Annotated in this window: 19 protein-coding genes and 1 pseudogene; 15 read left to right on the forward strand and 5 right to left on the reverse strand. The window is 39.0% G+C overall.

Translation table 11 applies throughout. The features are described from left to right. From ACK2M2_RS09810 to ACK2M2_RS09825, 4 genes are all read left to right on the forward strand, one after another. The gene (locus ACK2M2_RS09810; RefSeq protein WP_409511033.1) at window positions 1-633 is read left to right on the forward strand and encodes a UPF0149 family protein; all 633 of its coding nucleotides are present in this window, start codon (window positions 1-3) and stop codon (window positions 631-633) included. 103 nt (window positions 634-736) lie between these two features. Then, the gene (gene pepP, locus ACK2M2_RS09815) at window positions 737-2,056 is read left to right on the forward strand and encodes a Xaa-Pro aminopeptidase (RefSeq protein ID WP_419347926.1); all 1,320 of its coding nucleotides are present in this window, start codon (window positions 737-739) and stop codon (window positions 2,054-2,056) included. Between the two features lie 125 nt (window positions 2,057-2,181). Next, on the forward strand, window positions 2,182-2,307 hold the full coding sequence (locus tag ACK2M2_RS09820; protein ID WP_419347929.1) for a hypothetical protein: 126 nt from the start codon (window positions 2,182-2,184) through the stop codon (window positions 2,305-2,307). A gap of 130 nt (window positions 2,308-2,437) precedes the next feature. Further along, window positions 2,438-2,728, forward strand: a complete 291-nt coding sequence (locus ACK2M2_RS09825) for a DsbA family protein (protein ID WP_409511036.1) — start codon at window positions 2,438-2,440, stop codon at window positions 2,726-2,728. 32 nt (window positions 2,729-2,760) lie between these two features. Here the strand turns inward: ACK2M2_RS09825 and ACK2M2_RS09830 are convergent. Further along, window positions 2,761-3,167, reverse strand: a pseudogene (locus tag ACK2M2_RS09830) (ASCH domain-containing protein). Between the two features lie 172 nt (window positions 3,168-3,339). On the opposite strand from ACK2M2_RS09830, the gene ubiH reads away from it, so the two are divergent. The 3 genes from ubiH to ACK2M2_RS09845 all read left to right on the forward strand — a co-directional run bounded on the left by ubiH (window position 3,340) and on the right by ACK2M2_RS09845 (window position 6,222). Further along, window positions 3,340-4,548 carry a 2-octaprenyl-6-methoxyphenyl hydroxylase gene (gene ubiH / locus ACK2M2_RS09835; RefSeq protein WP_419347932.1) on the forward strand — a complete coding sequence of 403 codons (1,209 nt, stop codon included), beginning with the start codon at window positions 3,340-3,342 and terminating at the stop codon, window positions 4,546-4,548. Beyond that, entirely contained in the window at window positions 4,545-5,786 is a 1,242-nt protein-coding gene (locus ACK2M2_RS09840) for an FAD-dependent monooxygenase (RefSeq protein ID WP_419347935.1), read from the forward strand. Before ubiH ends, ACK2M2_RS09840 begins: the two co-directional genes overlap by 4 nt. A gap of 181 nt (window positions 5,787-5,967) precedes the next feature. Further along, entirely contained in the window at window positions 5,968-6,222 is a 255-nt protein-coding gene (locus tag ACK2M2_RS09845) for a hypothetical protein (RefSeq protein WP_409511039.1), read from the forward strand. Window positions 6,223-6,307: 85 nt separating this feature from the next. On the opposite strand, the gene rsmI is transcribed toward ACK2M2_RS09845, so the two are convergent. After that, window positions 6,308-7,147: a 16S rRNA (cytidine(1402)-2'-O)-methyltransferase gene (gene rsmI, locus ACK2M2_RS09850; RefSeq protein WP_409511040.1), complete on the reverse strand. Its 840-nt coding sequence runs from the start codon at window positions 7,145-7,147 to the stop codon at window positions 6,308-6,310. A 218-nt stretch (window positions 7,148-7,365) separates the two neighbouring features. Here rsmI and ACK2M2_RS09855 point away from each other — a divergent pair, with 218 nt between their 5' ends. From ACK2M2_RS09855 to ACK2M2_RS09865, 3 genes are read left to right on the forward strand one after another with little or no spacing between them, the layout of a single operon-like run. Continuing rightward, window positions 7,366-7,779 (forward strand): YraN family protein, encoded by a 414-nt coding sequence (locus ACK2M2_RS09855; RefSeq protein ID WP_419348022.1) that lies wholly within the window; start codon window positions 7,366-7,368, stop codon window positions 7,777-7,779. Between the two features lie 60 nt (window positions 7,780-7,839). Further along, window positions 7,840-8,535 carry a BON domain-containing protein gene (locus tag ACK2M2_RS09860; RefSeq protein WP_419347939.1) on the forward strand — a complete coding sequence of 232 codons (696 nt, stop codon included), beginning with the start codon at window positions 7,840-7,842 and terminating at the stop codon, window positions 8,533-8,535. Window positions 8,536-8,538: 3 nt separating this feature from the next. Then, complete coding sequence (locus ACK2M2_RS09865) at window positions 8,539-9,423, forward strand: alpha/beta hydrolase (protein WP_419347942.1); 885 nt, start codon at window positions 8,539-8,541, stop codon at window positions 9,421-9,423. A gap of 124 nt (window positions 9,424-9,547) precedes the next feature. On the opposite strand, the gene nudC is transcribed toward ACK2M2_RS09865, so the two are convergent. The 3 genes from nudC to dnaQ form a co-directional block, all read right to left on the reverse strand. After that, on the reverse strand, window positions 9,548-10,303 hold the full coding sequence (gene nudC, locus ACK2M2_RS09870; protein WP_419347945.1) for an NAD(+) diphosphatase: 756 nt from the start codon (window positions 10,301-10,303) through the stop codon (window positions 9,548-9,550). After that, complete coding sequence (locus ACK2M2_RS09875) at window positions 10,304-11,947, reverse strand: chemotaxis protein (RefSeq protein WP_419347948.1); 1,644 nt, start codon at window positions 11,945-11,947, stop codon at window positions 10,304-10,306. A gap of 127 nt (window positions 11,948-12,074) precedes the next feature. Further along, window positions 12,075-13,586 (reverse strand): DNA polymerase III subunit epsilon, encoded by a 1,512-nt coding sequence (gene dnaQ, locus ACK2M2_RS09880; RefSeq protein WP_419347950.1) that lies wholly within the window; start codon window positions 13,584-13,586, stop codon window positions 12,075-12,077. 216 nt (window positions 13,587-13,802) lie between these two features. On the opposite strand from dnaQ, the gene ACK2M2_RS09885 reads away from it, so the two are divergent. The 5 genes from ACK2M2_RS09885 to ACK2M2_RS09905 all read left to right on the forward strand — a co-directional run bounded on the left by ACK2M2_RS09885 (window position 13,803) and on the right by ACK2M2_RS09905 (window position 22,880). Then, window positions 13,803-17,141 carry a LysM peptidoglycan-binding domain-containing protein gene (locus tag ACK2M2_RS09885; RefSeq protein ID WP_419347951.1) on the forward strand — a complete coding sequence of 1,113 codons (3,339 nt, stop codon included), beginning with the start codon at window positions 13,803-13,805 and terminating at the stop codon, window positions 17,139-17,141. Between the two features lie 136 nt (window positions 17,142-17,277). Continuing rightward, window positions 17,278-19,089, forward strand: coding sequence for an extracellular solute-binding protein (locus ACK2M2_RS09890; protein WP_419347954.1), 1,812 nt, complete (start codon window positions 17,278-17,280; stop codon window positions 19,087-19,089). Between the two features lie 71 nt (window positions 19,090-19,160). Continuing rightward, on the forward strand, window positions 19,161-20,225 hold the full coding sequence (locus ACK2M2_RS09895; RefSeq protein WP_419347956.1) for a microcin C ABC transporter permease YejB: 1,065 nt from the start codon (window positions 19,161-19,163) through the stop codon (window positions 20,223-20,225). After that, window positions 20,225-21,238 carry an ABC transporter permease gene (locus ACK2M2_RS09900; RefSeq protein WP_419347957.1) on the forward strand — a complete coding sequence of 338 codons (1,014 nt, stop codon included), beginning with the start codon at window positions 20,225-20,227 and terminating at the stop codon, window positions 21,236-21,238. Before ACK2M2_RS09895 ends, ACK2M2_RS09900 begins: the two co-directional genes overlap by 1 nt. Further along, entirely contained in the window at window positions 21,213-22,880 is a 1,668-nt protein-coding gene (locus ACK2M2_RS09905) for an ATP-binding cassette domain-containing protein (RefSeq protein WP_419347960.1), read from the forward strand. The genes ACK2M2_RS09900 and ACK2M2_RS09905 overlap by 26 nt, the downstream gene beginning before the upstream one ends. Window positions 22,881-22,954 lie beyond the last annotated feature (74 nt).

A 22,954-nucleotide genomic window follows, 5' to 3' on the forward strand; every position in this document is an offset into this window, starting at 1 on the left:
ATGCAAGACGATATTTCAGGTTGGTCGGATTGGAACCAAAATTTTGATGAGATTGAAGAAATTTCAAGCCCGAGTGAGTTACATGGCTTACTTACAGGTATAGTTTGTGTGACAGAATCGCCGAACCGTGAAGAATGGTTACAAATATTATCGACGCTTGATGTACCTACATTAGATGAAAATGCGGTGAATATGCTTGCAGAAGAAGCAGAAGACATTGCACATTCATTATCTGAAGATGAACTCGATTATTTGCCGATGCTTCCTGATGATAGTCATACACTTTCAGAGCGTGTGCAAGCACTAGCCGATTGGTGTGCGGGCGTGGTGTTAGGTTTTGGTTTAGCTTCAGGTCGTATTCGTGCGGAAGAAGAAGAGTTGATCGAAAGTTTACAAGATGTTGCTTCAGTTGAATTTGATGAAGATGACAATGATGAAGAAGGCGAAGAAAGCTATCAAGAATTGTATGAATTTGTTCGCTTGATTCCTGTTTCATTGTCAATGGGACGTAAAAAAATTCCTGTTTTAGAAAGTTCATTGTTACAACACTTTCACAATAAAGCGGCTAAAACTGTTTCAGAAACAGAAGCACAAACAGTTGTTGAAATGTTTACGCCTCATCGCCCAAGCTAAATTGAGCTAAATATCAAATTAGTATTATTAAAATGGATGTGCTTTCGAGTGCATCCATTTCCCCTTACATTTTATTAATCATTAAAAATAAGCTGAATAGTGCATGAAATTAACGCAAGCCGATTTTCAGGAACGTCGTGACCGCCTGGCTGAACAAATGGGTCCCAACAGTATTGCAATTATTGCAACAAGTCCTGAAGTAATGCGTAATCGAGATGCCGATTATAAATTCCGTGCAGACAGTAGCTTCTTCTATCTGACAGGATTTGCAGAGCCTGAAGCTGTTGCAACCATTGAAACAGATGAAAGTGGTGAAGAATATGTCTATACACTCTTTTGTCGTGAACGCGACCATGAAATGGAAATTTGGAATGGTTATCGAGCAGGTATTGATGGTGCAGTCGATGACTATGAAGCAGACGAAGCGTGTGCAATCGATTTGCTCGATGAAGAAATTCTAGAAAAACTTAAAAATAAGCAAAAGCTTTATGCTCGATTAGGGCAACGTACAGATTTTGATGCGCGTATTACTGGTTGGATTCAAAAAGCAGAACAGCAAAGCCGTGGTGGCGGTGATGTACCCTCAGAAATTCAGCAGTTAGATCGTATACTTGATGAAATGCGTTTGCATAAATCCACCAAAGAAATTCAGCTCATGCAAATTGCCTCTGATATTTCAGCGGAAGCACATACGCGCGCTATGCAAGCTGTTCAACCGAACATGATGGAATATGCCCTTGAAGCCGAACTAAATTATGTCTTCGGTAAAAATGGCTGCGTACCATCGTATAACAGCATTGTCGGTGGTGGTAGAAATGGCTGTATTTTGCATTATGTAGAAAATAATCAACCGTTGAAAGATGGTGATTTGGTGCTGATAGATGCAGCATGTGAATATCAACTTTACGCCTCAGACATTACCCGTACATTCCCTGTAAATGGCAAGTTTAGTCCTGAACAAAAAGCCTTATATCAAGTGGTTTTGGATGCACAAATCGCCGCAATTGATGCTATACGTATTGGCAATAACTATAAAGAACCACATCGTGTTGCAGTGCAAATTTTGGTTCAAGGTTTACTTGATTTAGGTATTATGCAGGGCACTCTTGAAAGTATTATCGCCGATGACAGCTATCGTCAATTCTACATGCATGGTACAGGGCATTGGCTCGGTATGGATGTGCATGATGTTGGATCGTATAAACTGGATGGCGAATATCGTACTTACGAAGAAGGTATGGTTGTAACTGTTGAACCTGGTTTGTATATTGCGCCTGATGATGAGTCGGTCGATGAAAAATGGCGTGGCATTGGCATTCGGATTGAAGATGATGTGGTTGCAACAGCAAGTGGCCCACTCGTTTTGACTAAAAATGTTGTTAAATCAATTGATGATATTGAAGCATTGATGGCTCAATCTTAAAAATGCTTTTGAAGTGGTGACGGAATATTGTGTGAATAAAATTACATAGCAAGAAAGAATGGATGTGAATGGCTTAAATTTTTTGTGATATTTTAGATTTCCTAAAGATAGGGCAGGGAATAATAATGACCACTTTATTTATTCCCGTCACTGCTGAAGACCATATTCAAGGCGATACAACTCACTTGTTGAACTTGTTATGTATGGCGATTATGAATGTCCTTATAGCGGCAAAGCGTATCCTGTTATGAAGCAAGTTCAGTAAGCATTAGGCAACCAATTAAAATTTATATTTAGAAATTTTCCGCTAAGTTTCCATCCACATGCTTTACATGCGCAATTTCTGCTGAGGTTGTCGGTGATTTGGGCTAGTTTTGGGAAATGCACGATATTTTGTATGAAAACCAAACTAAACCAAAGTTAGAGGATTTTTATCTTCTCAGTTATGTACGCCGATTGGGCTTAGATACTGAAAAATTTGAAGAATTACTTCGTAATCCGAAATATATTACAAAAATAAAAAAAGACATGAGAGGTGCATTAAAAAGTGGTTTCAATGGCACGCATATATTTAATATTAATGGTATGAAATATAGCGGCGATTACACCGAAATAACAGAAATATTGGCGTATATTCAGGCATTGAAGTCTAATTATTTTCGCTTAAGTTGATTTTTAAGTTGGCTTTTTTGTAAATATAATTTTTATTCTGAATGATATTCAAGTGATAAGTTGATTGTATATATTTTTCTTTTAGCAATGGTCTTTATTGGTTTGTGCAGTGGGCGAATATTTGTGATGACCCAAGCATAATATCCTGTCTCCCAATATGAAGCACATGCTATTTCTATCTCATCTTCTTGCCATTTATGTATAGATTCAATGTCGACAAGTGCTATGGCTAAGCCTTCTTCCTCAAAAAAATCTTTGTTTAAAAAGTTGTTGTTTTCAACAATTACTAAATCTTTTAATGGAAGTGTAGGGGGTGCCAGGAGCGAATTTCTAAAGTTTTAAGACCATTCATAATTTTCACACCACTTGGAGCAACAATTGATAAAGCACTGTAAATCAAAATAATTCCATCCTTAAATTTGTGTTGAAAATTGAGCATTTAAAATATCAGTCTTACATTTTAATTTGTATGAATTGAGTGCGAAAATGGCGACAAAAAACGATTTCAATATAAAAACCAGCCACCTTGATGTAATATAAAATAAATCAAGATTATACGTATTGGCGCAAAAAAAATTGTGATGCAATACTAAAATAGAAAGGATTAACACATGCAACAAGAAGTCATCATTGTTGGTGGTGGGATGGTGGGATTGAGTCTCGCTTTGATGTTGGCAAAAACCAATATTGCGGTCAAATTGCTCGAAGCAATTAAGTATCCCAATTATGATGATGCAAATCTTGCACCGTACCATTCAAGTTTTGATGCAAGAAATAGCGCTTTGTCACGCCGTAGTGTACAAATTTACCAAGAATTAGGGCTTTGGAATGCCTTGCAAGAACATGCAACGCCCATTTTAGAAGTCAATATTACGGAACAAGGTGGCTTTGGTAAAGCACGACTCAAAGCAGACCAAGAAAAAGTCGAAAGCTTTGGGCAAGTCATTGAAAATGCATGGTTAGGACGTGTTTTACTCACTGAGGTCAAACAACAACCTTTAATTGAATTGATTGATGGCGTACAAGTTACCTCACTGATCCAAGATACCGATTTTGCATATATTGAAGCCAAACGTGGCGACTATACGCATAAGTTACAATCAAAATTGGTCATTGCGGCAGATGGACGAGATTCATTTTGCCGTCAAGCCTTAGGTATTGGTGCATCTGTGCATGACTATGATCAAGTGGCGATTGTTACGACTGTACAAACCTCAAAACCACATGAGCATGTCGGTTTCGAACGTTTTAGTCCGCTTGGGCCATTGGCATTGTTGCCATTACCGGGTGAATATCGTCGTTCAGTGGTCTGGCCTGTAAAAAAAGGCACTGAAGGTGAATGGTTGGGCGATGAAAACGATCAACATTTCCTTGATGCCTTACAGCAGACTTACGGAGATCGTGCAGGAAAATTCCAAAAAACTGGAAAGCGTTTTAGTTTCCCACTTTCACAAGTGCTCGCAGAAAAGCAGGCAGTTGGGCGTGTGGTACTTATGGGTAATGCTGCACACACCATTCATCCCGTTGCAGGGCAAGGTTTTAATCTGTGTATGCGTGATGCTTATGTGCTTGTACGCTATTTAAAAGAGCAAATTGAGAAAAATGCAGATGTCGGTGATGCAAAAGTATTGCAAGACTATGAAAAATCTCGCCTGACCGATCAAAAACGTGTGATCAAATTCTGCGATTCCGTTGTTCGTGGCTTCAGTAATCAAAATCCGGTGCTGAAATTCATTCGTAATTCAGGACTCATTGCTTTTGAAACTATTCCAGGCTTTAAACCATTGGTTGCAAGCTATGCGATGGGGTTGAAAGCATGAACAAGCCTGTAGATATGCTCGATGTGGTGATTATTGGCGGTGGTTTAGTTGGTGGCTTAACGGCATTACTGCTTGCCAAAGGTGGTATACAAGCGACTGTTTTGGATGCTGCCCCTATTTTGGATACGGAAAAAGTCTTATCAGTAGCCAATCCACGTGTACTTGCCTTGAGTCAGGCGACTATTCATCTGTTAAAGACGGTGAATGTATGGGATAAACTTGCTCGTCAAATGCCCTATACAGGCATGCAAGTATGGAATAAAAATGGCTATGGTGAAATTAATTTTGGTCAAGCTTCGCAAAAAATGCCGAGTGATGAACAAAGTTTAGGATCAATGGTTGAGCCAAGTATTTTGAATCTTGCGATTCAACAACAAATGCTACAACAGGTTCAAGATTATCGTACACAAGTAAAAGTGGTACGGGTTGAACAAGGTGTTCATTGTTGGATTGTTCAACTTGCCGATGGTACGACACTTAAAACTAAGCTAGTGATTGGTGCAGATGGTGCAAACTCATTCGTTCGTGAACAGGCAATGATTGAATTGGACGTACTTGACTATCAACAAGCAGGTTTAAGTTGTGCGATTCGTACAGCAATGCCGCATCAATATGTAGCACGACAAATTTTTCTACCGACAGGGCCATTGGCATTTTTACCAATGGCAAGTTTAAATGCCGAGCAAGCGGAACATTGGATTTCGATTGTATGGACATTGCCTGATGATTATGCCGATGAATATTCAGCATTGAATGATGCACAATTTATGCAGTTATTGACACGTGAAAGCCATCATATGCTTGGTGAAGTGTTAGAGGTGACACCGCGTGCTAAATTCCCACTCAAAGCACGTGCGGCGCAGCGTTATGTGAAAGCAGGTTTGGCTTTGATTGGTGATGCTGCACACGTGATTCATCCACTTGCAGGACAGGGCGTAAATATTGGTTGTCTTGATGCTGCGGTACTCTGCGATGTCTTGCTCAAAGATAAACAACGTGGTGTTTGGGCACATGAACAGACTTTAAAGCGTTACGAACATCAACGTAAAGGTCAAAATGATGCCATGATGCATAGTATGTCAGCACTCGGTTTTATAGAAACATCTGAATTGTTCCCATTCGTTTGGGCACGTAATTTTGGTCTAAAACAGGTGGAAAATCAGGCAACATTGAAGGCGCTATTTTTGGCACAAGCCAATGGATTATCGAGTCTTAAACAGACACAATATGCTATTTAATGTTGTTGGTGATATTTTTTAAACAGTCATTGAAATAAAATTACTAATTTGATCAAAAAAGATACGTTTTTTTTATATTAACCTCTAGTCGAAATCTGTAGAGCTTGCTACATTTCTCTATAAATAATCATCATATTTTGGTGAATGGATTTAAATCATTTATTGGGGAGTCAAAATAGATATGACTGATGCAAATGACGATTATGATGATGACGCTACAGGTGGCGCTGTCGATGATGACGAAGCACAAGCTGCTGAAAAAGGTGCTGCTGCAAGTGACTCTACGGTAAGCGATTCTGATTTGGCAGAAGCAGAAACGTTAACAGTAACAGCAAAGCTCAAGCAACGTGCTGCATTGGAAGATGAAGTCGCTGCATTTTTAGCCCGTGGTGGACGCATTACAGAAGTGCCACCTGATGAGTCTGCAAAAGACTAATCGCTAATCTCATGCAAGTGATTGCAAAAAGCACCGAAATTTCGGTGCTTTTTATTTTTAAATTTTAAATTGATTGGTATTGGCTTTAAATTTTATCAGTCAATTCCAAAGCTCGCTGATACGCCACTTTTTTCTTAATCCCAGTTAAATCTGCCGCCAATTGTGATGCCGCTTTAACCGATAAATCTTCAAGTAAACGTAATAATAATTTATCGAGTTTTTCCTGATCCATATCTTTTTCTTCAGGTGAACCACCAATCACCAAAACAATTTCACCTTTTTGTTGATGATGATCACTTTCAATAAAGCTCACTAATTCACCTAAGGTCATTTTCTTGATGGTCTCAAAAGTCTTGGTAATTTCACGAGCGAAACCAACAGGACGATCTGCACCAAAGACATTCGCCATATCTTTGACACTGTCTAAAATACGATGTGGTGCTTCATAAATAATCATGGTTTGCGTTTCATGTTTAAGTTTTTCTAATTGAATCAAACGCTGAGATTGTTTTGATGATAAAAAGCCTTCAAAACTAAAACGATCACTTGGCAAACCAACGGCACTCAGCGCTGCAATCGCGGCACATGCACCTGGAACAGGAGTTACACGAATGCCATGTTCTTGCGCTGCACGAACCAATTTAAAGCCAGGATCGCTAATCAATGGTGTTCCTGCATCACTAATCAGCGCAATATTTTTGCCACTTTTGAGTGTTTCAATCAGTATATCAATTTTGTTACTTTCATTATGATCATGACATGCAGTCAATGGCGTTGCGATATTATAATGCTTCATTAAATGTGCAGATTGGCGTGTGTCTTCTGCGGCAATAATCGTAACAGATTTTAAAACTTCAATTGCACGGTAAGTCATATCATCCATGTGCCCAATGGGGGTCGCAACGACAAATAATTGAGCACTCATGAGATTTCTCCGTGGGAAATAGTGAAAGATAAAAATTAGATCAAACTCGCATATCACGAATTTAGATGGTAGACCGAGTATTTTACCTGATTATCATGGTGAGATGGGTTCTCAATGGTGTTGGATATAGAGGTATTTTAATGATAAGAGTGACGAAGACAAAAAATATCAAAGAGCAACAAATAAATCAAAATGAAGTTGTTGTAAAGATCGCCTCAATTTCACACCAATTGGGACAATGGGGCGAGCAACAGACCGCATTTGAATTAGAACAAGCCGGTTTTGATATTATTGAGCAAAATTTTTATAGTCGTTATGGTGAAATTGATATTATTGCAATCAAACAGCAAGAGCTACTATTTGTTGAAGTAAAAGCACGAGCTAAAACACAAAGAGGTACTGCTGTTGAAGCTGTAACATGGACAAAACAGCAAAAAATGATCAAGACTGTTTTGTATTTTTTAGAGAAAAACCCTCAATTTCACGAGTTTTATTTACGTTTTGATATTTTTTGTTTTGATTTTCATCAAGTATTTGCAAAAAACGTACAGTATGACTTTTCCAAATACACGTATGATCTGCAATGGATAGAAAATGCATTTACAATGGACACAGAGTTTATTAATCTGTGATTAACGATTGAGCAGTTGTCTAAAAAACAAAGAGATATAGAATTGAAGGAGTCTTGCTGAGTGTTGAATAAAATAGTAATGACCATGCTTTGTGTTGTGAGTTTATCAGGTTGTGCCAGCTTTATTGCGGGTGGTACAGGTTCAGCACCTGTGGGTACGGACAGTGGTGTGAGATCTCTAGGACAAGTATTTATTGATTCTTCAATTGATCGTACGGCAAAAATTAATTTATATAAATTAGACAGTCGCTTTAAACAGTCACGTGTAAATATCAATAGTTTTCACAGTAATGTTTTACTGACAGGTCAGGTACCTGATGCGCATTTAAAACAACTTGCCGAGGACAATGTACGCTCAATGAGTGATGTAAAAACTGTACATAACTATATTACAGTTGGTGATCAAATTAGCTACAACACGATTATGCAAGACACGACTGTTACTGCAAATACACGTGGTTTAATTATGAAAGCGCCTATTGTTTCTGACAATAAGGTTATGATTCATACGGAAGATGGCGTGTTGTATGTGTTAGGTCGCTTAAATACGGCTGAATCGAATGATTTAAATGATGTACTACAAAAAATTGGCAATGTGACAAAAATCGTAACGCTCATTGATAATGTAGATGAGAATAATGCTAACCAAGCATCATCATTTGTATCGTCAACAGGGGGGGCTCTTGCACAACCTATGATTCAGACCCCTGTAGCCATTGATCCTGATGCTGTTGAACCTGAAGCGAATGTCCAATAAGTTATGTTTAATCCAATACAGTATTTACAGCAACAGTTTGGTCAAAAGTATACGTATTTACGAGATGCTTATGAGGGATTTCGTATTTATGATTTCGGTAGTACCGCAATTAATCGTTTTACTCCAAGTAAAGGCTATCGGGTTCAGCATAACATTGCCTATGGATTAAAAGCACGTCAGCGCTTAGATTTGTATCTTTCTGAGCAAGGACAAAATAGACCGCTGATTGTTTTTGTACATGGTGGTGCATGGTGTCATGGTGATAAACGAGATTATCGGTTTGTTGGTGAGGCATTTGCTCGTTTTGGTTATGATGTTGCCGTAATTAATTACCATCTCGCACCACAGCATAAGTTTCCACGTTATGTTGATGACTTGGCTTTGGCACTTGAGTTTCTCGATCAGCAACAACAAAAATTGGCTGTTTCAACTACGAAAATTGCCTTGATGGGGCACTCTGCAGGGGCGTTTAATGTTACGTCCTTACTTTATAATCCACAGAATTTTGGAAGTCATGTTCGTCAAAAAATTAAAACGGTGATTGGTATCGCAGGGCCATACCATTTTGACTATAAAGGTGACCCATTGGCTGAACCTGCATTTGATCAGCAAGTGCCTTATCAACAAGTGATGCCATATTATTTTGTGGAAAAAAATGATATTCAGCACTATTTATTTTTGGCGGAAAATGACCAATTGGTGAAGCCAAAGAATAGCTATGATTTTCAACAGAAACTGCTAGAGCAGGGTAATCATTGCGTTGTCCGGATTATTCCAAAAACAGGGCATGTGTCGATTATGGGTAGTGTTTCGAGCATCTTTAGTCGTTTCTTTCAAACACGCTCTGCTGTGATCAAGGCACTTGATTCAGCAATGAAGAATGATTGAGTAGCGTGTTTTTTAAAAGACATCAGCCGTTAAAAAACATGATTTAAACTTAAAGCCTTAAAATAAAAAAAGATGCCTTAGCATCTTTTTTTATTACAATATTAATCTGCATAGATTCATATGCTTAATCAGGCATCTGATTACCGTGAATGACATGTTGAATCATTGAATGTGCAATACTGCCTGCAAATGGAATTTCAGGGAGTTGGTCAAATTTGAAAAACTCTGCATCACTGATTTCTTCTTCCTGTAATACAATTTCACCGCTTTCATATTCTGCTTTAAATGCAAGCATTAGATTGCTTGGAAATGGCCAAGGTTGACTTGCCAAGTACTGCACATTTTTAACTTTGATGCCGACTTCTTCTAAAGTTTCACGCTGTACAGCTTCTTCTAGCGTTTCACCGACTTCGACAAAACCTGCAATGAGACCATACATATTGCTCGTATTTTTTGCATTTTTTGCGAGTAGGACTTCATCATCGCCACGCGTAATCACTGTGATAATACACGGTTGAACACGTGGGTATTGATGATAATTACAAGCAGGACAAACCATTGCATATTCAGTTGGATGGATTTCTGTCGTATGTCCGCAGTGACTACAAAATTTATGGTTACGACGCCATTCTAAAAGTTGTACAGCACGACTTGCAGATTCAAATTGGCTTTTCGTCCATTGACTGATGAGTTGTCGAATAGAAACCAATTGAAAGCCTTCAGGAATGCTTTCATCGGCACGTAAGTCACGGGCAATCACTTGATCACCCGCATTGAAAATCAAATCACTTGCTATTTTTTCAACTTGAGGCAGTTGAAAGTTCACATCGACTAATAATTGTTGACGATGAAAAATATAGGCAAGTGAAAGTTCTGACATTTACGCCACCAATTTGAGTTGTTCACTGCCACGTAAAGCGACATCAAACATAGACTGAAGAACAGGTTGTTTATTTTGTAAATTATCAATCATCATATCTGCGCTCGCAAGAACATCTAAAATGATATTGATTTGTGCAGTATTAGGTACTTGCTCGCTTTGAAGCTGTTGCTGTAAAAATTCAGCACTTTGCATTAGAGCTTTATGACCTTCTTTTTGACCTAAAAATAATAATGCACCACTCACTTCTTTGAGTTGCGATGGAATTGTTTCTAAGTTGGCATTTTCAGTATCTTTGATTTGTGTCACCAAAGCTTGACTACTTAAATCGATCAGGACTTTTGACTCTGTTAAAAGCATATCATGTGCTTCATCAAGACGATCAAGTGAAATATTCATATTGTTGACACGGAGCTGTAAACGGCTAGAACTGTAATTACGCTCTAAAATACCAATAGAATTCATTGCCGACAAAATGCTATTCATCAACTGCTGAGCATAGTTCTCATTTTGGATCATATTGGACTGAGTCAGCAAATCAGCTTGTTGTTTTAATTCAATATAGGCTTCATTGAGATTTAAAACTTTAAATACATGAGCAAGATCAAGCAGTTTAGTTTTCAATTCTTGTGCTTTTTCTTCAGTCATATTCTGATAATTATATTCAATATCATTTCTGATTTGCGCCATTTCTTCAGTGACTAAACTACTTACACTGTGAATGGTGTTTTGATCAGGACCATACAAATGGCGGCTAAACACTTGAAGTTGAGCATCTGACAAAATGTCTTCACCGACATGAAGTTGTTCACGAATACTTTGTGAGGTTTCATCATCTTGGCTAATACAAAGACTGAGAACGTTCGCAACATCATTTAATTCTGGTGTGTAATGTGCTGTATCTTTAAAGAAATTCGCCATTTGCGTTTCAATAGAAATAAATGTTCTTAAACGTGCTTGATTTATAATCAATTCATCAATTTGATTGAATGCAACGTAAACTAAATTCCAATATTGCGCTGATGGGGTTGAAGTAGAAAGGTTGGCTAAATATGCACCGACCAATTTAATGCCTTGTAAATCAAGCTTTGTTTCAGTTTGCTTAAGTAAGTTCTTGAGGCTGATTTTGTAGAGTTTATGCACATAGTCTGATTTTTCGAGTTCAGGTGCTTGAGGTAAGTTAAATCCAGGGTTGATACAATCAAGTAGCGGTACTATAGCTTGACCTTCTTGGGTCAGCGGTTTGTCTAGACAGACCTCTAAGCGGTTCAGCGTATCAATTAAAAATTGTGGAACTTTAACTTCGCGTAAACTACTGAATTCGATATAACGCTTCAGCATGGTCGTACCTTCGCTCAGTGCAATCACATCCTGTGTTTGAATATCACGAGGGTCTTTCATGATTTTACGCATGAGCTCTGCACAGTATGCTGTAATTTGCGCAAGGCTTGGCATATCAATTAACATGAGTACTTGAGCGCATTGTTCAAATTGAGCTAATGCATCATCAATCCCAAAAGGCAACGCTTGATCTTCGACCAAACTGCTGACCGCAGATTCAACCAATTGGATTGAATTGTCGACTTCCTTTTTAATTATTAATAATGCTGTCGGGTCAAAATGTATTGAGGTTTGGTAAGACATCGATCTGCACCTTTCCTAAGTCTTTAAATGTTCTGTTGTAGTCTCAAAATGAGACGGATTTGTTCTATGTTTTAATATAACTGAAGTCTGTAGCTTTTACAGAAGAAATACACAGTTAAAATAAATTTTATTTGGCAAAAAGGCAAGGTTCATGCTGTTTTTCTTGGAATTCTTTGATCCAGTTCTCATGTGCTTCAAGCTCTTCAGTTGATGGTGTAATGACAGAAAGAGAAACATCAATATTTCTACGTTCACCTTGAAGCTCCATATTATTTTGATTTGATGAGAGGGCATCAATGTCTAATAAAACCTGTCCACCTGTCATTGCAAGATAAACGTCAGCTAAAATTTCAGCATCGAGTAATGCACCATGGAACGTACGATCACGTTGTGGAATCTCATAACGGCGCACTAAAGCATCTAATGAGTTTTTCTGTCCCGGATGTTTACTTTTCGCCATCGCAAGAGTGTCTGTGACTTCACAAACCTCCGATAACGCCTGCAAACCACTACGTTTAAACTCCATATCAAGGAAGTTCATATCGAAGGTTGCGTTATGCGCGATGATTTCTGCACCTTTTAAATAGTCAAATAAACCTTGTGCAATTTCATCATATTTTGGTTTATCTGTTAAAAACTCATCCGTAATACCATGGATTCGTTCAGAGTCACCGACTTCTTTACCAGGATTAATATAAATATGAATTGAACTGCCTGTCAGCTTGCGATTGATCATTTCAATTGCACCGACCTCAATAATACGGTCAGTATCTTGAAAATAGAAACCTGTAGTTTCCGTATCTAAAATGAGTTGGCGAGTTCCTTGTAAATTTTTTGTCGCAGGGGTAATCACAATTTGCGGATGTAACTCGGTCATATTCTTTATTGTCGTTGTTGGTTGAATGTCAGTCATATTATGTTGAATACTTGATGGGGGGTGTTCTGTTGTTGCAGCGTGAGTATTCATCGTATGGGTATGCGTAACACCATCAAATTCAATTGATGTATGTGTTTCTATTTCTGTATTATCATTATTGGATAACTCTTCCTCAGGTTCGGATTCCATCAAATCGAAGCCGAAGGGATCGTCGAGTAACCAATCTTGCTCAGCTTTTTTTTTAGCGTCAACACTTGCTTGCTCAGATGGGACAGTTTCAATGCTTGAGACTAAGGTACTTGGTAAAATGGATTGTGTTAAACCACCTTTTTTCATTTGTTCTACGGTTTTTTCTACGCCTAAATTTGCCAATTGATCTGCCATTTCATTGCCTGGATGACCTGCATGACCTTTAATCCAATTCCATTCAATGTCACGACCTTGGCAAGTTTGGTCTAACTTTTTCCAAAGATCGGGATTTTTAACATCTTTCCAATTTTTCTTTTTCCAACCCTGAATCCATTCGGTAATGCCACGTTTTACATAGTTAGAATCTGTCCATAAGATGAGTTTTGCGTTGGTCGGGCAAAATGCAATTCCTTCAATGGCAGCGGTCAACTCCATACGATTATTGGTAGTTTCAACTTCGCCACCACACAATTTATGCTCTGCTGTTTCAGTAATGATATACGCACCCCACCCCCCTAAGCCAGGATTGCCTTTACATGCACCATCGACATAAAGCGTAATTGTTTCAGACATAGTTTGGACCAACGAATTAAATTTAAGAGTTGAACATCGGGGTTGAAGAATTTATTGTATACGCAAATCGGCGATTTCAGTGCCCGATCTCGGTTTTTTTTAATTTCTTGTAACATTTATATGCAAATTGCATGCACTTCGTGCCTTGTTTGTATTGGGTGCTCAATTAAAATGGCTTTTATAAAATAATTTACTATGCGTTGTTCGGAATCCTGTATGTCTAAACCAACCACAGCAGTGTGGCAGCCCTCTGCTCCAAATATTTTCAAATTTTCGCTTTTAACGTCTGCATTGGCAGCATTAGGTTTAGCGACAGGTTGTTCCTCAACCCCAAATACAGGCAAAGTCCAATCTTCCAAACAGTTAGGAATGTTGGATGCCAATAGTTTAGATTCACTTGAAGACTTACTTTCTGCAACCGATATGCGTGCAGTAGAGGGTGATCGTCTCTTGATTTTAAAACATGGTGATGTGTGGAAGCGCATGACAGTGGGTTTTAAAATGGATGAAAATCGTTGGGATTCTCGTATTGAAGCACAGCGTAGTTGGTTTATTTCACGTCAGCCTTATATCGATCGTTTAAGCGCACGAGCGAGTCGTTATTTGTATCACACGGTAAAAGAAGCAGAGCGTCGTGGTTTACCGACTGAGCTGGCATTACTCCCAGTCATTGAAAGTTCGTATGATCCAGCTGCAACGAGTAGTGCAGCGGCTGCAGGGATGTGGCAGTTTATTCCCAGTACAGGAAAGATTTACGGCTTAAAACAAAATACGGCTTATGATGGTCGGCGTGATGTTGTTGAATCAACACGTGCAGCCTATGAGTTTTTAGGTAGTTTATACAATCAGTTTGGTTCATGGGAGCTAGCACTTGCGGCTTATAATGCGGGACCAGGACGAATTCAACAGGCGATTAACCGAAATCAAGCGGCAGGTTTGCCAACTGATTATTGGTCTTTAAAATTACCACAAGAAACCATGAATTATGTACCACGTTTCTTGGCAGTTGCACAAATTATTAAAACACCCTCAAATTATGGGGTGAGTTTACCACCTATTGCTAACCGTCCGCATTTCCGTGAAGTAGCAGTTGCACCGGGATCATCCCTAAATCAGATTGCTGCGAGTGTTGGTTTAAGCCGTGCTGAGTTGTATCAATTAAATCCTGGTCATCGTGGTGAAGTGGTCGATGCATCAAGCACAATGCGTATTTTAATTCCTGCTGATGTTAATCCTTCAGTCGATGCAAAATTACGTACATTGTCCGCATCATCAGGAGGATTGTGGGCAACGTCTGTACCTACAGCGACCACGCAGTCATCAAACACATTGACACAAACAATTACGCCTTCAAAAATGACACCTCCGTCATTGAACTCATCGACGACAGCTAGTGTGACGACACGCCCTGCGACAACAACAGCCCCAACCAACCCGATAACAACAAACGCCATTACAACTTTAAAAAATACTCCTCAGGGTGCTAATGCTTTAGCAAATTTTGCAACTAATGCTGATATTCCGAGTGCGCCACGTATTCCTGTTGCTGTAACGCAAGCGAAAAATATTCAACCGGTGAGAGTTGAGCCACCGATTTCAAGTCAAGAAATAAAGCAAATCCAGGAAGCTGTGAAAGCTGAAGGCTTGAAAGAGTCTGTTAAACAAGTTCTTGAACCACAGCCAACTCAAGCTGAAAGAGAAGCGGTGGTACGTGAACTGACAGCACTTGCACCACAAGGTACGGAAGTCGTTGATCCTGCTGATGGCAAAATTAAGCTCACAGCAATTCAAACAAGTCAGTCGGTTGCACAGCAAAAAGGTCAGGAAGTTACAGTTGGTTTTGCTTACCCGAAAGGTTTAGCAGAAGCAAATGTAGTAACACCTGAAGAAGCGAAGCTAAATCAAGGTAAAACGTTCACTAAAACAGATAGTGATGTGGTTGTCGTGCCACCAAAAGGAAAACGCAGTACTTATATTGTTTTACCTGGAGATACTTTAGCAACTATTGCATTAAAAAATGGTGTGAACTGGCGTGATGTTGCCAAATGGAACCAAGTCGATCCAAGTACAACACTGTATGTGGGAACAACGCTATATTTATATGATGCAAAACCACAAGTAGATACTTCGGAAGTCATTAAGAAAGTTGATCCGAAGTTAAGCTCTTATGTGGTTAAACCCAATGATAGTCTGACAGGCGTTGCTGAGCAATTTGGATTAAGTGTTTCTGATTTAGCCAATATGAATAACTTGACGGTTACAAGTAACTTATTGGTTGGGCAGAAGTTAAATCTTGTTGCATCTGCTAAAAAAGCAGAGCCGACAAAAGCTCAGACAAATGAGACACATTCGACTAAACAAGCAGCTAAAATTAAGACCAAAACTTACACCGTACAACGTGGTGAATATTTAAAACTCATTGCAGATCGTTATGCATTGTCTAATCAAGAACTTGCTGACTTAACATCGGGACTATCTGCAAACAGTAGCTTGATGGTTGGGCAAAAAATTAATGTTCCTTTAAATGAGGTCGCGAAAGACAGTACAGCTAAACTTGAATCTAAAGTGGTCGATCAGACCAAGTTTAAAGATGTCAAAGCCGATAGCGAATATAAAACCACACAGCTCAAAACGGAAAGTTATAAAGTTCAAAGTGGTGACACGCTTTCAAGTATTGCGATGCAGTCTAAAATGACATTATCTGAACTTGCCGATTTAAATAATCTATCAACCTCTAAAGGTTTGATGGCGGGTCAAACACTCAAAATTCCGGCAGGAAGTGTAACGCCTGACAGTTATACCGTGCAGTCGGGTGATAGTCTGATTGCGGTAGCGGCAAAGTATAATTTGTCTGTAAGTCAAGTTGCCGATTGGAATAATATCAATACCAATGCGGGTTTATTTGTTGGGCAGAAGCTTAAATTGAATGATGATGGTCATTCTAAAACAGTAGCGAAACAGGAAAAAGTTACACAAGATAAGACGACACAAGACAGTACAAAACAAGATAAAGCGAAGCAAGAAAAACTGAGCGATATTTATGTGGTGAAATCGGGTGATACACTTGCAAGTGTGGCGAAAAAGTATCATTTACAGTTAAATTTTCTCGCTGATTTAAATGGTCTATCTCGTACAGCTCAAATTCAGGTTGGGCAACGCCTTAAAACTGATGGGGAATTACCCAATAAATCCGCAGTGGCTAAAGACAAAGAGGAAGTAATAACCAATGCAAAAAGTAGTTCAAAAGTTGCAGGTAAAAATACTGAAGCGTATACAGTAAAAGCGGGAGATTCACTGAATGCTATTGCGAGTCGTACGGGAATACCTGTACAACAACTTGCACAGTTGAATGACCTGAATGCTAAAGCAGGGTTACAGCGTGGACAGCAAATTTTAGTACCAAAAACGGTGACTGAATATAAAGTTCGTAGTGGTGACTCACTGATCCGTCTTGCTTCAAAATATAATATGGATGTGAGTACTTTGGCTGAAATGAATGATTTGAAGCCAAATTCACCTTTACGTTTAGGCGCAGTAATTAAAGTCCCGAATTGAGTGAATGATCTATTCACAACATCTGAAATAAAGCTCAAAATACAGCGCATTTGAAATGCGCTGTATTTGTTTATATAAGGAAAAGGAAACCCAGTTGATGCAAATGTGTGGTTTAAGGCAACAGGATGTTAAATATATGCTAGGTATATTCCTTGCACTATTAAGTCCATTGACATGGTCAGCTGTGCAGACTATGCCTTATATTGCCACGCACACGCAGCCGAAATATACACATCTTAAAGTTATGCCTTATGCCAATGCGACTGCGCCCAAAGGTGGAGCACTGAGCCGAGCGAGTCAGGGAACTTTTGACAATTTAAACAGTATGAATGGGCGAGGTACTGAAACGCAGGGTGTTAATTATTTATTTGATACTTTGATGGATCCATCATTAGATGAACCGGGTGTTTTGTACCCGCTATTGGCGGAGCGTGTAACTTTTGATGTCAATCAACCTAAAGACATTATTTTTCATTTAAATCCTCAAGCACGTTTTAGTAATAGCATGGCATTGACGGCTGAAGATGTGAAGTATACTTTTGATTTATATCAGCAAAAATCGAATTTGGGCTTGCAGATGTATTTATCTGACTTATTGAAAACCGAAGTCATCTCAAAATATACAGTGAAAATGACTTTTAAAAATAATAAAAATGTTGAAATGCCGCGGATTATTGCGACTTTGCCAATTTATTCGAGTGCAGAGTGGAAAAAACGTGATTTTAGTAAAGCGACTTTGCAACCGATTTTAGGTTCAGGACCTTATGTGATAGATCGTATTGATGCCGGGCGCAGTATTCGCTATAAGCGTAACCCTAATTATTGGGGGCGTACTTTGCCTGTCAATATGGGGCGCTATAATTTTGATACATTGACTTATGTGTATTATCGTAATAACGAGGTTGCCTTTGAGGGATTTAAATCGGGGCAATACACTTTGCATGAAGAGTTATTTACACGAACGTGGGTCACAGGCTACAACTTTCCTGCGGTAACAGCAGGCATGGTAAAAAAATTGGCAATCAAAACAGCCAAACCTGTCGCAACGCAGACTTTTGTGATGAATAATCGTCGCAGTCCATTCAATGATATTCATTTTCGTCAGGCAATCAGTTATGCCTATGATTTTGAATGGATGAATAAGGCGTTGTTTTATGGTCAATATCAAAGGCTACAAAGTTATTTTCAAAATAGTGAATTAGCAGCAACAGGTACGCCTAGCCCTGCTGAAATGTTATTTTTAAAACCTATTTTGCCTCGTCTGAATCCTGTACAACGTCAGGCTGTACTTGCAGAATGGAAAGCGCCTGTAAGTGATGCAAGTGGTTTTAACCGTAAAAACTTACTTGAAGCTCGACAGATTTTGCTTAAGGCAGGTTATCGTTATCACAATGGATTATTACTCGACCTGAAAAATAAACCCATTCGTATCGAATTTTTACTTGATCCTGAAAAACCTCAACAGAGTGTTATTCCATTTGTACGCAATTTGAAGAAGTTAGGAATTTCAGTCAGTATTCGTCAGGTTGATGTCCCTCAATATTTGGAACGGAAACGTAAAGCCGATTTTGATATGACCATGAATGAAATGCCACAATCGTTGACGCCTGGTAATGAGCAGATGCAGATGTGGGGTAGTCATGCTGCAAATGAGGTCGGTAATTACAATTATGCAGGTATTCGTAACGCCGTGATTGATCAAGCGATACAAGAGGTGATTGATGCACCGAATCGGCAACAATTGATTATTCAAACTAAAATTCTCGATCGTTTGTTACGTTCGGGCTATTATCAAATTCTCACTGGGGCAAAAGATAAGACATGGTTGGCGTATTGGAATATCTATCAGCAACCAAGTCGGCAAGCGCGACTGTCTATTGGGCTTGATTATTGGTGGGTCGATGCGATGCAGGCTCAAAAAGTGAGCCGTTATCTGCGTAAACCATAAATTAAGTCAGCTATACGTTGAATCTATCATCAGGTGATGTCTTGATACGAAACCATGCAAAGTAGGTCATTATGAGTCAATATATTTTAAAAAGACTACTGTTGATTATTCCGACATTGTTGGCAATATTATTGATTAATTTTGTGGTGATTCAAATTGCACCCGGTGGACCTGTGGAGCAAGCTGTTCATCAGGCTGAAAATTTTCAAGGAATGGCACAACAAGGTACTTTGAGTGGTATCAGTGATAGCCATTATCGTGGTGGGCAGGGGTTAAGTGATGACATGATCGCTAAAATTGAAGCGCAATATGGCTTCGATAAACCGATGCATGAACGCTTTTGGCTGATGTTAAAAGGCTACATGCATTTTGATTTTGGTACGAGTTTTTTTAAGGATAAAACGGTCACGGCATTGATTATGGAGAAAATGCCTGTGACCATATCGCTTGGACTGTGGAGTACCTTGCTGATTTATCTGATTTCTATTCCACTTGGTATTCGTAAAGCACGCTTACATGGTACGGTATTTGATCGTACAACATCTTTACTGCTTGCAGTGGGCTATGCAGTGCCGGTCTTTGTCTTTGCGGTCTTACTGATTGTATTTTTTGCAGGTGGATCATATTTTCAATGGTTTCCGCTACAGGGTTTAGTCTCTGAAAATTTTGCATCCCTAAGCTTGATTGGAAAAATTACCGATTACTTTTGGCATATGGCTTTACCATTGTTGACGATGTTGTTGGGCGGTTTTGCTAGCTTAACGTATTTGACCAAATACTCATTTATAGAAGAAATGCATAAGCCTTATGTGGTGTCTGCGCGCGCAAAAGGCTTGTCTGAAAATCGTGTGTTGTATGGGCATGTCTTTCGCAATGCAATGCTCGTTGTCATCGCAGGTTTACCCGAAGCTTTAGTGGGTATTTTTTTGATGGGCAATGTTTTTATTGAAATTATTTTTAATCTTGATGGCATAGGTTTGCTCGGTTTTGAGGCGATTCAACAACGAGATTATCCAGTCATTTTTGGTACTTTATTTATTTTTACTTTGGTTGGTTTGTTAATTCGTTTAGCGGGTGATGTGCTGTATCAAATTATTGATCCACGCATTAGCTTTGATCTTTCGGGTGCAAAATAATGTCACCTTTAATGAGCGCTCGATTTCAAAGATTTCGACAGCATAAATTAGGTTTTGGTTGTTTTATCCTATTTATGTTGATTTTTATTGCCACATTGGCTGTGCAATGGATCGCTAATGATAAGCCGATTTTGATCAAATATGATCAGCAGTATTATTTTCCGATTGTTAAAGCTTACCCTGAAACAACATTTGATGGGGTTTTTGAAACTGAAGCTGATTATAAAGATCCTGCTGTACAACAACTCGTTGAAGCCAAAGGTTGGATGATATGGCCACTGATTCCATACGCAGATCAAACGCCTAATTTGGCACTCGATGTACCTGTACCTTCTGCACCATCAGCACAAAATTGGCTCGGTACAGATGATCAAGGACGAGATGTTTTGGCGCGTTTACTCTACGGTTTGCGTGTGTCTTTGCTCTTTGGTTTAGGTTTGACCTTACTTGCCTCTTTGATTGGAATCTGTGTCGGTGCAATTCAAGGCTATTATGGAGGATGGGTCGATCTGATTGGGCAGCGTATTATTGAAGTTTGGGGTGGCTTGCCGACACTGTTTATGGTCATGGTTTTGGTGAGTATTTTGACCCCCAACGTGTATTGGCTTTTTGTGATTATGTTGCTTTTCGGATGGTCATCCTTAGTTGGTTTGGTACGTGCTGAATTTTTACGGGCACGTCATTTGGATTATGTTCGTGCAGCACGAGCGCTCGGTGTACGTGACCACGTGATTATGTTTCGGCATATTTTACCCAACGCCATGAGTTCGGCATTATCACAAATTCCATTTATGTTGACTGCAAATATTACAGCACTAACGGCGCTTGATTTTCTTGGTTATGGCTTACCACCGGGTTCAGCATCAATTGGTGAGTTATTGCTACAAGGCAAAAATAATTTAAATGCACCGTGGCTAGCATTGTCTGGATTTTTTACTTTGGCTTTGGTGCTTTCTTTACTCATTTATATTGGAGAGGCAGCACGAGATGCATTCGATCCACGACAACACTAAAACAAATCAAGTGAGTACACCAAATGCTGAACCAATCAAAGAAAAACTCTTATCAGTTCAGCATTTAAGTATTCAATATCAACAACAAATGTTGGTACAGAACCTAAATTTTGATTTGCATAGTAATGAAATATTAGCCATTGTAGGAGAAAGTGGTTCAGGTAAATCATTGACGGCTTTGGCGATACTGAATTTATTGCCGAATGGCTTGAAAGCCTCGGGAAAGATTAATTATCACAATCTAGATTTAAATCAAAGTCAAAGTTCAAATAAAGATCTAGTCCAGGATGTTTTACAGCTGAATGATGTTGAGCTTAGACAACTTCGCGGTCAAAGAATTGCAATGATTTTTCAAGAGCCGATGACAGCACTCAATCCATTGCATCGTGTAGAGAAAATTGTCGGTGAAGTACTAATATTATCGGGTTTAACACAAGAACAGGCACGCAAAAAGTCAGTTGCATTGTTGCAAGATGTTGGACTTGAAGATGCTGGATTTCTATTGAAACGTTATCCGCATGAATTGTCAGGTGGTGAGCGTCAGCGTGTGATGATTGCGGCGGCATTGGCAACTGAACCTGACATTATTATTGCAGATGAGCCGACGACGGCTTTAGATGTAACCTCACAAGCACATGTATTGAATTTATTGCAATTGTTGGTGTTGAACAAAAAAATGGCATTGATTTTGATTAGCCATGATTTGAATCTTGTTCATCGATATGCCAATCATGTCATTGTGATGCATCAAGGTGTTATTGAAGAACAAGGTTCAGTTCGGGACATTTTTCAGCATGCTAAATCGGACTATACACAACACTTACTTGATCATGATTATGGACAACCCAATGGGTTACCCGAAAATGCAGAACGTATCCTGACTTTAGAAAAGGTTGGGGTTAGATTTCCAATAAAGACAGGTTTACTCAATCGGATCAAAGATTATGTGGTTGCTGTAGAGCCACTCAACTTACGTCTTAAGCAAGGTGAAAGTGTTGGCATTGTGGGTGAAAGTGGTGCGGGAAAATCATCACTTGCCTTGGCTGTAGCACGTTTGATTGAAAGTTCAGGTCAGATTTATTTAGTCAATCAAGATTTGAATAAACTTAAAGAGCGTAAATTACGTCCTTTACGTGCCGATTTTCAAATTGTGTTTCAAGATCCATTTTCAAGTTTAAATCCTCGCATGAATGTGGAACAGTTGATTGCAGAAGGTTTAGCATTACGTAATCCAAAAATGCAGGATGTTGATGCGCAGATTGATGATGTTTTACAACGTGTAGAGCTTTCAACAGCATTTCGTTTGCGTTATCCCAGTGAATTGTCGGGTGGGCAAAGACAGCGTGTGGCATTGGCTCGGGCATTGGTCTTAAAGCCGAAGTTACTTATTTTAGATGAGCCAACCTCGGCATTGGATCAAAGTACGCAAGGTTCAATGATTCGTCTATTGAGAAAATTACAACTGCAAGACCAAATGAGTTATTTGTTGATTAGCCATGATTTACATGTTGTACGTGCCTTGTGTCAGAAAGTCATGGTACTACGTGATGCAGAAGTGGTGGAGTTTCAAGACACGGAATCGTTATTTGAAAAGCCTTTACATGAATATACGCAACGATTGATTAAAGCGAGTCTCTATTAATACTACACTTTTCAATTTGACAAACAATATTGTCAACTTTAAACTCAGTACGAAATTAGGTAGAGTAAAAACTC

This window comes from Acinetobacter sp. TY1, assembly GCF_048551395.1.
Taxonomy (GTDB): Bacteria; Pseudomonadota; Gammaproteobacteria; order Pseudomonadales; family Moraxellaceae; genus Acinetobacter.